The 12155-nt window shown below is 35.9% G+C and carries 11 protein-coding genes; 6 read left to right on the top strand and 5 right to left on the bottom strand.

Annotated elements, in window-relative coordinates; translation table 11 throughout:
- Window positions 1-142 precede the first annotated feature (142 nt).
- From R9X49_RS01005 to R9X49_RS01025, 5 genes are all read left to right on the top strand, one after another.
- Window positions 143-1600, top strand: a complete 1458-nt coding sequence (locus R9X49_RS01005; RefSeq protein WP_319846859.1) for a tyrosine-type recombinase/integrase — start codon at window positions 143-145, stop codon at window positions 1598-1600.
- A gap of 168 nt (window positions 1601-1768) precedes the next feature.
- Window positions 1769-2650, top strand: a complete 882-nt coding sequence (locus R9X49_RS01010; RefSeq protein ID WP_319846860.1) for a DUF1837 domain-containing protein — start codon at window positions 1769-1771, stop codon at window positions 2648-2650.
- 13 nt (window positions 2651-2663) lie between these two features.
- A complete protein-coding gene (locus R9X49_RS01015) occupies window positions 2664-4898 on the top strand; it encodes a DEAD/DEAH box helicase (RefSeq protein ID WP_319846861.1) in 2235 nt (744 codons plus the stop codon).
- Window positions 4899-4933: 35 nt separating this feature from the next.
- Entirely contained in the window at window positions 4934-5530 is a 597-nt protein-coding gene (locus R9X49_RS01020) for a hypothetical protein (protein WP_319846862.1), read from the top strand.
- A 480-nt stretch (window positions 5531-6010) separates the two neighbouring features.
- The gene (locus R9X49_RS01025) at window positions 6011-6421 is read left to right on the top strand and encodes a hypothetical protein (protein WP_319846863.1); all 411 of its coding nucleotides are present in this window, start codon (window positions 6011-6013) and stop codon (window positions 6419-6421) included.
- Between the two features lie 62 nt (window positions 6422-6483).
- On the opposite strand, the gene R9X49_RS01030 is transcribed toward R9X49_RS01025, so the two are convergent.
- The 5 genes from R9X49_RS01030 to R9X49_RS01050 form a co-directional block, all read right to left on the bottom strand.
- Window positions 6484-6855, bottom strand: coding sequence for a hypothetical protein (locus R9X49_RS01030; protein WP_319846864.1), 372 nt, complete (start codon window positions 6853-6855; stop codon window positions 6484-6486).
- Between the two features lie 13 nt (window positions 6856-6868).
- Window positions 6869-7690 (bottom strand): DUF4755 domain-containing protein, encoded by an 822-nt coding sequence (locus R9X49_RS01035; protein WP_319846865.1) that lies wholly within the window; start codon window positions 7688-7690, stop codon window positions 6869-6871.
- A gap of 321 nt (window positions 7691-8011) precedes the next feature.
- Entirely contained in the window at window positions 8012-9439 is a 1428-nt protein-coding gene (locus R9X49_RS01040; RefSeq protein WP_319846866.1) for a relaxase/mobilization nuclease domain-containing protein, read from the bottom strand.
- Window positions 9408-9785: a hypothetical protein gene (locus tag R9X49_RS01045; RefSeq protein ID WP_319846867.1), complete on the bottom strand. Its 378-nt coding sequence runs from the start codon at window positions 9783-9785 to the stop codon at window positions 9408-9410. Before R9X49_RS01045 ends, R9X49_RS01040 begins: the two co-directional genes overlap by 32 nt.
- Window positions 9786-10241: 456 nt before the next feature.
- A complete protein-coding gene (locus R9X49_RS01050) occupies window positions 10242-10646 on the bottom strand; it encodes a hypothetical protein (protein ID WP_319846868.1) in 405 nt (134 codons plus the stop codon).
- Between the two features lie 547 nt (window positions 10647-11193).
- Here R9X49_RS01050 and R9X49_RS01055 point away from each other — a divergent pair.
- Window positions 11194-12093, top strand: a complete 900-nt coding sequence (locus R9X49_RS01055) for a hypothetical protein (protein ID WP_262273872.1) — start codon at window positions 11194-11196, stop codon at window positions 12091-12093.
- Window positions 12094-12155: the final 62 nt, after the last annotated feature.

The following is a 12155-nucleotide window of genomic DNA, read 5'->3' on the forward strand; positions in this document are numbered from 1 at the left end:
TTTTTACTCTATCTGTTAGCTCAGGTGACCGCTTATAAAACCGTAAAAAACCCACCTAAACCCATAAATTTGTATACTAGGTGTATACCAGATAAGATGCGATATACATCCTGTCTGGCTGATATACATTAGGATTGCATCGATGAAAATGACACTCAATCAGTCTATTATAATCAATAAGTTATCCATTGATGTGAAGCCTGCCTTCGATCCCGAAAGGCGTATCATCTATGCCCCTAACCCAGGGCGAAAACCCTATCTTATCACTGATAACCACCGCGATTCACCCGTAGGTTTTGGGGTAAAAATCAGTGCCACGAAAAAAACCTACATCATCCAGCGCCGTGTGGATTCCGGTCAACGAACGGCAACTGGAGGAAAAGCACCACAGGAAGTTATCAGAGCCACGATTGGAAATGTATCTGATTTTGCCAATATCGATCAGGCACGCGAAACGGCTCGCAACTTTGCTCAGACGATGAAACAAACGAAGCGCAGCCCGAATGCTATCAGAAAAGAAATCAATGTTGCCGAACTGACTATTAGTGAAGTGTTCGCTCAATACCGTAATCACCTGCTTGGCAGAACCAAACCTGCCAAACCCAATACGCTTAATGTGCTGAACAAAGCCGAAAACCGTTTGAAAGAATGGGAAAACCTGCGGGTAAAAGACCTGTCGGGTAATGAGATTTTGCGTAAGTTTGATGAGATTGCGTCAAGAGCCAGAACAGCCGCTGAACAAACTTTTCGCTGGGCGAATGTTTCCGTCCAACATGCCATCGAAATCGAAGCGATTAATGCCCAGACACAACAACGTCAACCGTCCCTGACCTATAATCCTTTTACTATCCTGAAAGTGCAGAAAAAATACCGCACTCGCACAGAACTGGAAGACAGCTATCGGGCAAAAGGGGTGAGAAACCCGTTATCACCTAAAGATACGCTGGGACGCTTTCTGACAGCATTACACAACAAGCGAAGCTTCAATCGTATTGGCTGTGATTATTTGCTTCTGACGGTGCTTTTAGGGGCGAGAAAGGAAGAAACCGCATCATTGTGCTGGCGTGAAATGCTGACCGATGACGAGGCCAGAACGACGAGCTATGTCGATTTAGAGAAAGGACTCATCCGCTTCTATGATACGAAAAACCGCAATGACCATGAACTTCCGATTTGTGATGCGGTGAAGCGTATCCTTGAAGACCGACGAGATATTGTGTTTTACGAAGAAAAATCCCCAAAGAGACAACGATGGGTTTTCCCTGCACGTTCGACAAGAAGCAAAATTGGTCATTATTCTGACAGTAAAAGCCTACGGGAATATTTGTGCAAGGATGTCGGGATTATTAAGCTGGGAATGCATGACCTGCGTAGAACCTTCGGACGTGTCGCTGAAGAACTGACTTCCTATGCAGTGGTAAAGCGTTTGCTTAACCATCGCAACACTACCGATCCTACAGAACGCTACGCTGAACCTGATCAAGAACGCATTTTTGAAGCCCTGCAACGCATCGAGCTGCATATGCTGATGACTGCCCCTAGACTATACAATTCGCTGTTGGCGTCGGCTAAATATCCACCATTGTCAGAAAATAAATAGAAGGTAATATAAGTGTCGTTATGGAACCTTTCTGAGGCAATGGCAGAAGCCTAATTTCTACCTCATAAAGAAAATCTTAAATGTAGCGTTTTATCTTCGTATAATTATTAACGCATGTGAATAGTTAGCAAGGTAACATTCATTGGCGGTTTTTTGAGGGTTAAAATTATGGATGACTCAATAAAAATAAGAATAAATAACCAAATATTCAAATATGAAGTCAAGCTACCAGCATGTGGTATTAACGACAATACCTTCACATTAGATTTTTGTGATGGAAAATATAGGCAAGATGATTTAGTTGGATTGATCAGAGATGTAGTTCCATACTTCTCTTTGACAACCGAAGAATTAAAAGAGTTAGAGCAATCAGAAATAAATAAGAGAAGTTTTACAAGAATCTCTGATGCACGACGACAGGCAAAAGGAGATTATGGTGAGTTAATGCTTTTTCTTATACTAAGTATTTTTTATGATGTCCCTAAGTTTGTAACAAAAGCACGATTGCGATCTACTACTAGGGAGCAAATCAAAGGATTTGATTGTGCTCATTTTTCCGTTGAGAATGATAAAGTAACTCTTTGGCTGGGGGAGGCGAAGTTTCATCAATCTATTAGTAGTGCTATTTCATCAGCGCTTACGTCATTAACCGAGCATCTTAATGACAAAAGCAGAATTTCAAGTGAATTGAAATTGTTAGGGGGAGAGATTGAAATAAATAAAAAGCTTGATAGACAACTTTACCTGTTGTTAAAAAGTTATGTTGATGGTGGGAAAAGTTTAGATGAAGTTGAGATCGCCGTTCCTGTTCTGTTAACATATGATAGTAAATATTTATCTCAGTGTTGTGGGAAAGGAAAGATTTCAATTAACAATGATCCTTTCAGATATGAGTTAGGGCTGGAGTTAACTAGTCACTTCAATGAGATATATAAAAAAAATTGGCCTAATGAATCAAATATTAAAATTGTATTCTTCCTTTTCCCATTTGAGAATGTGGCTGATCTAAAAGAAAAAATTGAGTTAGTTGAGCAGGCTATGAAATTCTGATTGAGAGAACTCTATGGATATTGGTAATTTTGATATTGAGTTGGAAAAAATTAAATTTTCAAAGGGTAAGCATACAAATATCGTTGAGTGCTTTTTGATCGATATCTATCGCCTTCTTGATGATAATGAAAATTATAATTTCTGTGTAAAAGCTATATGCCATATTGCTAACCTTCAATTGAAAGACCCTATGATCCAACAGTTGTTACATGATTGTATAATTAAATCTAGAATATTTATGTATGACGATATGCTATGGAATAGCGATATTGGATATAACCCAGGTTTTTCTCCGCAAGATATATTTTTGAAGTCTTTTTACACCAGTTCCATATCCGAAACCACACTAACTAAACCACAAAAAGAAATCTTCAATGAATTTCAACGGAGCAGAAAACTTATCGTAAGTGCTCCGACATCGTTTGGTAAAACTCGAATAATTAGAGAGATAATTTCGCATAATAATTACAAAATGATAGTTATTATTATGCCAACAGTCTCACTGCTGGCGGAGGCATATAATGACTTTAAAAATGAATTTTCTGATAGATATATAGTTTCAAAGTCATCTAAGATAAAAATAGAAAATAACAAGGAATATATATTAATCCTTACACCAGAAAGAATGAGCGTTTTAATACAAGAAAACGTTAATTTGAATGTTGACTTCTTTGTAATGGACGAGATTTATAAGGTTGATTATAAACTTGATGACGATAGGTTTAGGGTCTTTGCAGATATATTATATAGACTTACTAAAAGCGGTGCTGATCTATATTTAATTGGTCCGTATATTAGCGATTTTAGCCAAGGGTTCAGAAACAAGTTTGGTATAAAAATGCTGAAATACGATGTAGAGATAGTGCAGAAGGACTACTATGAGTTGGATTCTATCACTCGACGCGGAAATCATGATATTGAAGGAGTGAATGTTAAAATTATAGGTGATAGATACAAAAACCTAAAAAGAATCACTAGCAATGAAAAGATTGATGGTAAATATTTGATTTACAGGTATCAAAAACAGTATGTAGAAGAACTTGCAGAAAAATTCATCAGTGAATTAAAAGATAAAAACTATAATAAAAATTTAGTTGATTATTTAGAAAGTAATATTTCAAAGAACTGGTCATTGGTTCAATGTTTGAAGAAAGGAGTTGCTTTTCATCATGGAGCAATGCCTAGATATATACAAGATTTAATTATTGATGAGTTTAATAAAACTAATTTTGATGGGGTTAATTATCTTTTTTGCACAACATCCTTAACTGAAGGTGTTAACTCTACAGCCAAAAATGTTGTTCTTTATGATTTAAAAATCGGCGATGGAAATAAAATAAAAAATCTTGATAGAAAGAATATTGAAGGTCGTGCAGGGAGATTTATGCAGCATTTTCTTGGGCGAGTATTTTATTTTGAACATGTTGATAAAAATGTAAATGAAGATACTAATGTAGAAATTGAATTTATTGATAGCAAAAATCCTGACATGGAAACGTTAGTTCAGTTGAATGAAAATGATATAACTGGAGTTAATAAAAATAACTATCAGAGTTTTGTTGAATACCTTATTGGTTTAAAAATTCCACTTGATCTTCTTAAGGGAAATAAGTTTGTAAATATTGAAGGTCAGATATCATTAATCGAACATCTCAGGAATAATAGTAATTTTATAAAGTATCATTATTTAACGCAAAGACCAGTAAAAGAAAAACTAGAGTGTATTTTATCAATCATCTATGATTGTTTATTCACTGTGAATAATCGAGGGCGAAGTTTTTCGGGTGATGTTGGTAAAAAGATACTTTTAGATTTAACTAAGTATTATATATATCAGTTGCCAGCATTTCCTGTTCTTTTAAATTCAGACACCCTAAAGTATCTAAGGAAAAATGAAAATGCAAGGATAAGATTAACATTTGATTTGATTACAAAATATTTTGAGTTTATATGGCCCCGCTACATAAAAGCTTTTGAAAGCATATTCAATTTTGTGGCAAACGAAAAAAACGAAAAAAATATAAGTTTGGATTATATAGTGGCTTTATTGGAATATGGAACTAATGATAATCACGAAATTATTTTGCGGGATGCCGGAATACCTAGAGAGATAATGGTTAAGATATCAAGAATATTTTTTGATTGTGAGAGTTATCAAGATGTTCAGACTACGTTGAAAAAAAGAAGGTTTGAGGTAGAGAATAAGCTAAGTAATATTGAGTTGAGTATTTTAGATAAATATATTTAAAAATAAAAATTTTCACCTTAACTCAAGGAGGATACATGGGGGTTGTTGATACATTACGAGAGCTTTCCGAGGTCTGGAGTTTGTTTGGTGAAATGCCTGATGACACGACATTAGGCGTGGATTTGGCAGCACTCTATCTGGGGATCAGTGTTAAAACACTGGCACGATATCGACAAAACGGAGATGGTCCCCCTTACATTCAATATCAGGCGGAGGGTAGCCGGGTTCGCAACCAACGGGTAAATTACCTGTTAGGAGACTTACGGGCTTGGCGGGATAGCCATAAAGTGAAAAGCACTATGCATGCTGCAAAGGTCAGAGGACTTACTTTTACCTCACTTGCTGATTTCGCACAGCCACAACCATTCTGGGTGAAGTCTGGCAATGAGAAGCTGATTATCGATCATGCTCTTACGCTTCCCGATGAAGAATTTAAAAAACGTTTGTGGGATGTCGATTCTGAAGTTATCTGGTTTCCTGTTGAAGAGGTTATTTTTCGGAAATGGAAGAACCCATCTGATAGAAAAAAGTGGCACGAAATGTTTACTGAATTTTTAAATATGAAAATTTTAGCGTCAACGGCGTTACAGGAAAAACTGATCCTGAACGAGGAATTTAATAAAAATTATTAAGGCTGTTTTTTATGATTTTGTAAAGAATTAAATCTAATATAGTCATATATTTTACAAAATACTTTACATGTTTATAAAGGAAGCCTTTAATTAAAGGGCTTGTAGCGGTTTTTATAGGTATCAGGTGTGCATAATTCATATTATGCACACCTGATACCTAAATGTAAATTATTTAGGCCGATTTATCCAGAATCAGAGTTATTAAGTTGGTTTTTAACGATTTTTATTTTGTAAAGTATATTCTCGGTTTTTTAATATATGTGACACCGATACTTTTTTGTAAAGTATTTCATGAATTTTTTAATAAAAACAAAATTACGATCCATTTAATTGATCACTATTCAATGAATATATTGTGTGTAAATTTAATACTCCACTGTAAATATATTTTTACGGAGTGCTTGATTTTTAATTTAATGGTGCTATTTATACTTTGTCAGGATGACAATATTAATCATTTGAATGCAAGGATGCATAGTTATGAAGAAAATAAACATGAGTTTAATGGAAAGGTATCTGCTGTTGCTGGACAGGTTCGTTGACAAACTCGATGAATCGGGCTTTTCAGAAGCAGAAATCACCGAGCAGTCTTACCTGTTTTGTGCCGGGTTTTATATTAAATACCAGCAGGACATAGAAAATCTGACGTTTTCAAACCGAGAAGTGGTGCTAAGCTTTTTACTTCTCTCTTACTACTGCCATATCGAGAAAATCAGTGATGATTTGATTGATAAAGCCCGTCTGAATAAAGTCTTTCTTTCCATCATCAGCTTCATCACCAACAACGGTGGAAGAACCGAACGGATCTACGTGCATGAGAAAAAGAAGTATGACGCCAACAAGCTGATAAGAGCCTCAACGAGCGTTAAGAGAAGTAGTTGTAGGATGTGATGAAAAAGCCCGTAGTTTCGACGCTACGGGCTGATGCTTTCCCTGATGTGGCAGTATTTTATTTAAAAGACACCGCTTTTCATTTCACTGGCACCGGCAGTGAATTCATAAGAACTGACTTTTTCACCTTTAAACGTGATGAGAATTGATTTTTCTTCAATATCCGTTCCGCCAATCAACACCCCGACGAGTGGGATGTATGATGTTGGTTTACTGCGGTAGTTATGCATTGAATAAGACCATTTCTCCTCATCATCTGAGGCGATACGTTTATCCGGCTCACCAAAGGCGGTTAATACTTCTGACTTGGTGGTTTTTCCTTTTACAATTTTAGCTTTTACGTCTTCCTGCGTTACATTTTTCAGAGTCTGATTACCGAAGGAATAACATCCAGAGAGAGTGAGTGACACCAATACGATGATGATTTTTTTCATGGGGTTTTTAACCTTAATTTTCATTGACAATCTGATCGAACACTTCCATCCATTGGTTCATTTGTTTTCTCAGGCTGTTAAGCCCCTGTTGAGATTTGAAAGAGCCTTCTTTAGGGAAGAACCTGATGTGCCATTCTGGATTTTGAATATCTCTTACACTAATAAAAAATCCTGTCTCATTTCGGTTTTTTGCCATGCGAACATTATTAATATTTTTAGCAGTAATGCTTAAACCTGCATCTTCAATTTCAACCCCATGACTGATGTTATATTTCCATTCTTTAAGATCATCAAAGGAATAGGTTTTTTCATTATTTCCATCTTTAAGAAAAATGAGCCTTTTGTTGCTATCGAGCTTCATTGAGGAATTAAGAAGTGTATGACTATAACAACCATCATTGTCATCGTTAAAATTATCGACAGTGGCTTGATTGCTTAATTTAAGAATGTAAGAGCCTAATGCCGTGAAAAATAAAATAGCGCAGATTGGGATCCAAAAAAATCCGATAGAGATTAGATCTTCAGTCGTGCCAAAGTGTGAAAGAAACATGGGCAGAGCGAGGGCGATCCAGAGACGCTTCATTTTGAAAAAATTAATAAATTTCATGAAGCCACTGACTTTTTCAGGTGGAGAAATTTTCTTTCTTTTAGGCTGAAGCACGGCTAACGCTTTTTTGTCGCGTCGATTCGTGAAATGCGCCCAAATGAGCAGACCAACACTGACAGGAAGCCAGATAATTCCTGTGAGAACGAACCCACTTTTTCCCATCAATAATGCGATAAGTGCGGGGAGCGATACTGCAATCCAGAAGCGTTTCATAGCAAAAATGCTCATACAAATTTCCTCAATAGCTAATCAATGTGAAAGTCATATTCGTATGAAGCAGTCAGAGACTGAAAATGAGACGATGCTTGTCATTGCTGAGCCTATATCGTTAGTTGAATAAGTAAATAGACCAGTTAAATCAGTCTATTATGGGCAATCAGGAAGCTACATTTTGAACAGTTGTGATCAAACAAAGCAAATCGCTTATAACGATCGATGGTTTACTTGTGATAGATAAAAGCTATCATAAATTAAATATAGATCGGTATTAACGATCGTTAATCTTGTGTTTTTTGTATGAAGAAAGGCTTGCTGGAAGCCTTGCCAGCCCTACATTTGGAATGATGATGAGTGTGATTTTTGCGGAGTCTGGATGGTGGTTTTTGGTGTTGCCGTAATTTCTATCATCTTCACGCCAGTGATGGTGTTGTGTTTGCCTGGGCGTTTGAGTGTCGGGATTTTGAGTTTTTTCAACATGCCAATGATGATGTTGAGGTAGGGAATGGTTTCTAACCATCTGAAGCTGGTCTGAATCATAGAGAGGGGCTTTCTGTGGTGAGCTTCTTTTGCCGCTTCGGTTGCATGTGCTTCTTTACCATCTGCCCCAGCTTCTTTTGCCGCTTCGGTTGCATGTGCTTCTTTACCATCTGCCCCAGCTTCTTTTACCGCTTCGGTTGCATACGCTTCTTTAGCATCAGCATCAGCATCAGAGAGAAGCGCTTTGGGATAATTGATTGCGTATTCGCCCTGACCGGCGTCTTTGTTGAGGGTAAGCGTTTCGGCGGGGCTGTTAACGTCTTCTTTGATGATTTCAGGGGTATCTTTAGCTATGGTCATATCAAGAGCTTTGCTAACCGATGCCTTACTGACTGAGAGCATTTTCAATGCAAGCAGGAAGGCATTGTCGCGTTCCGGCCCGTAGTCGAGCCTGTTTTGTAAGGCAGACCAGGAATAGCCTTTGCCAAGCTGCGAAGCTTTGAAAGCAATCCCAGCATATTCGAATGAAAACCCATTCATTTTCCCTGTTGAGGCAATATTCGGAAGCGCTTTGATATTGTGGGCGGCAAGCTGTGTCACAAACTCAGTGGTTGATGGTTTACCGGCAAGCAATTCTTCCAGGGCTTTCTGGATGACCGATTTTGGTGATGGATCTCCTTTATACTTCTCCATCATCGCTTCGTTACGTGACAGCTTCTTAGGCTTCGGTATTGCACCCATCGATTTCTGTGTCGGGGATTTTCTGGATAGCGAAGGAGGGAAGGGCGAAGCTGGAGATGCTTTAGCTTCCGGCCTTTTGGTTCTGGTCAATGAATAGTCGCGTTCAAGCTGCTGAATGATACGAGTGCTGATAAGGTTTTCGTTCTTACCAAGGTAGAGTTTTCCTGCGTTGAGAGAAACTCTGCTGGCAATAATGTGGATGTGTTGGCCTTCAGTATCATCATGCAATACATAGCATCTCAGATGCGTTTCAGAGAAGCCCATTCGGGACATGTAATCATCAGCAATCACTGACCATTCCGAATTCGTTAACGCTTCATTCTTCGGTAATCGAAGCGAATTATGCCAGACGGGTTTGACCACATCCGGGCGAAGCGTTTTTGTGGTATTGAATTCAGCGATCAGATCTCCGGCTATATCCCCCAGCATGTTCCCACCAATGACATAAGGTGTGCATTTGTGGTGAGAATCTGGTTTTAATGCATAGAGAACGACACCGGCGAAACCCTTACCCCTGCGGATTTTTTGCATTCCCTTCATGGGAAGCACTCCACAAATTATCGGTGATCAGATTTGTGCGAAGCTCTGAGATCTGACGCTTCACTGCAAAGAGTTCAGTTTGTGAGAGAGAACTATCATTGCTCTTGCTATCCAGATGAGCGACAAGCCTGTTTAACTTCTGCGATATATCACCAAGGGATTTCCAGGCTTCGAGATTAATTGATGGAATAACGGAGGGAAGGTTATGCAGAAATGCCATACGCAGCCATTCACCTTTGCGATGACTACCACGCCTTTCATTCAGAAGCGATAATTCTTCATTATTTAATCTAACACTGATGCAGTGGCAGCGAAGGATATTATTAAAAGTATTACCAGTGCTCATATGAACTCCTTTTCATATAATTAAATCAAAGCATATTCCTTATGCTTAGACTTACTTATATGACAGACGCTAACAATGTCAATGCATAGTGTTGATTTTGCTTTTAATTTTTTTCAACCGAAGGGCGAAAAAAACAAGGGAGAACTCGGAGAAGCCAGCGTAGCGCTTCGGAGAGTTAGCCCTTGTTTAATTATATTTGATTTTTATTTTCTATATGATATTAATAATTGAAAATAAAATAAAAAATGAGGTTTTTATGAAAATAGCTCATCTCTTTAATGCGGTTTTAATTCTGTTAAATGTGCTTTGTTTTGCATTTGTTTATTCTCTTGGTGGCCCCCAAATAGCCATAGAGCATAGTTTTTTTGGGGAGTTGTCTACATTTACTTCTTTTGTTTCCATGAGTTATTTTCAAATGTTTTATTTTTTTATTAAATAGGGGCTGTTTTTTTGTTTTTATATTATTTTATCTTTGTTGTTTATTTCTATAAGAAAATCCTTAACATTAACACATAGCTTTATTACCCCTGCATTAGCCATTAATGCAAGAAAAACATATCCTTGAGGATTTGATAATAATTTGATAAGTGTTAGATCTGGATCTTTGTTTGTTATTTTAAATACATAATATAATATACCTATTAATGTAAATACAGAAAGGAAAGCATCTGAGAATTTTTTCAAGACATCATGTCTTTTTTTATGGAGTATAAGAAATGTGACGCCCCCAATAAAGGATGGCATTAATATAGTAAGTAATGTAACAGCCCATGCGTGTTTTTTTCCATAGAAAAATAAAATTATAAAGGAAATGAAAATTATAGCGGCTAAGGTTCTTTCTTTACACTTTTCTGTAAACATTAAAATGCCTCTGATTATAATATAAAATTAATAATTAAGATAAATGATTCATGAACATAATATTTAAAGGTATCTGATAGGTATAGTGTATATCCATATTAAAACCTCTCATGCAAATGGTTAGCTTTGAAATGATTATCCCATTATCTAATTTGGTTTTATTTATATAAACCAAGTAATGAGAACATGCTACAAAAAAATTGGAAAAACAAGGGGGGGGCTCATGTTCACGAAAATAAATTATTAGCATTTTAAAATCATTGATGCGATCACGAATCTGTTTATTACGGTTTGGTGTCATGCAAAGTGTAATAAATATACGCATAGTGTATGAGTATTTTCTTCTTGCTACGTAAAATCAAGCACATGTAATGATCATCGATGAAATTATTATCATAATAATTTAATGATAAATAATTTTTAGTATTATTATATGGGCACTATTTTTATTTTATATTGTTATTTTTTATTTATTGATTTAGCCTACTTGAGGATATAAGGCTGTGTTTATTTGTTATCTATAAAACTTTAGTGATTGGGAGTAAATGTGAAAAAAGCATTTTTTTTGGATAGAAATATCGTAGATTTAATGAGTAAATATAATAGAAAGTGTGTTTTTGATGATGTGAAAACTAAAGAAAAATTAGACTTTTTATTAAAAAATGATGTTGATGGAAATATTTTCTCCCCATTTTTTTCCTTGATTGAAGGAAAGGCTATAAAATGTAAGGATGAGAGTGGGAGAGTTTATTTAGCTAAAAACACGAATAAAAAAATAAGAGAGTTAATTAAGTATGAAGCTGCCATTGTTAATGATTTTATAAAGAATGCTAGAACCGACTATGATTTTCTTGTTAAGAACGAAAAATTTTTAGCGAAAAACATTTATGAATATGAAACTGATTATCTTATAAATGAAAAAATTAATTTTTTAAATGAAATAAAAGATGCAATATCTATAATTAAGCCAGTGTCAGAGAGAGAGTCTGAATATTTTAAGTTTAAAGAAATATCAATGAGATATAACCAATTTAAGCAACAACCGTTCACGTTGATGTCAATTATGTATATTTTTGGAAGCCCTAGGTCTTCAAAGTTATTAAAATATCCCACTCAGAAGTTCGTCGCCTACAACGTAATATCCGATTTTAATCATATGAAGCTATTTAATAAGGTAAAATACACAACTCAAGTTACAGAGAGATTTCAAATATCATTTGAATCTCTTGATTCTGACATTGGTTTCATCAATGAAATATTCAATTTCAATAATGTAACTGTAGGGCGGTTGACTAATTTTAGTCACTTTTTAAATTTGGAATGGCAACCTAATTTTGAAAGAATTGATAATGAAATACCAGATATAAATAAAGGAGGGGACAATAAAGACATTTTTTATAAATGTTTTAATGATTTTTATGGTTACGATTTAAAATATAGACAATAAATTTTAATTGTCATTATTTTCCTTTGCCTAAATGTGAGGGAATATATATTAATTAATGTGAA

The organism is Pectobacterium carotovorum (genome assembly GCF_033898505.1).
Taxonomy (GTDB): domain Bacteria; phylum Pseudomonadota; class Gammaproteobacteria; order Enterobacterales; family Enterobacteriaceae; genus Pectobacterium; species Pectobacterium carotovorum_J.

Excerpts from the sequence above, each read along its gene's own strand:
- R9X49_RS01005 (WP_319846859.1), top strand. The coding sequence starts at position 143 with ATGAAAATGACACTCAATCAGTCTATTATAATCAATAAGTTATCCATT.
- R9X49_RS01010 (WP_319846860.1), top strand. The coding sequence starts at position 1,769 with ATGGATGACTCAATAAAAATAAGAATAAATAACCAAATATTCAAATAT.
- R9X49_RS01015 (WP_319846861.1), top strand. The coding sequence starts at position 2,664 with ATGGATATTGGTAATTTTGATATTGAGTTGGAAAAAATTAAATTTTCA.
- R9X49_RS01020 (WP_319846862.1), top strand. The coding sequence starts at position 4,934 with ATGGGGGTTGTTGATACATTACGAGAGCTTTCCGAGGTCTGGAGTTTG.
- R9X49_RS01025 (WP_319846863.1), top strand. The coding sequence starts at position 6,011 with ATGAAGAAAATAAACATGAGTTTAATGGAAAGGTATCTGCTGTTGCTG.
- R9X49_RS01030 (WP_319846864.1), bottom strand. The coding sequence starts at position 6,855 with ATGAAAAAAATCATCATCGTATTGGTGTCACTCACTCTCTCTGGATGT.
- R9X49_RS01035 (WP_319846865.1), bottom strand. The coding sequence starts at position 7,690 with ATGAGCATTTTTGCTATGAAACGCTTCTGGATTGCAGTATCGCTCCCC.
- R9X49_RS01040 (WP_319846866.1), bottom strand. The coding sequence starts at position 9,439 with ATGAAGGGAATGCAAAAAATCCGCAGGGGTAAGGGTTTCGCCGGTGTC.
- R9X49_RS01045 (WP_319846867.1), bottom strand. The coding sequence starts at position 9,785 with ATGAGCACTGGTAATACTTTTAATAATATCCTTCGCTGCCACTGCATC.
- R9X49_RS01050 (WP_319846868.1), bottom strand. The coding sequence starts at position 10,646 with ATGTTTACAGAAAAGTGTAAAGAAAGAACCTTAGCCGCTATAATTTTC.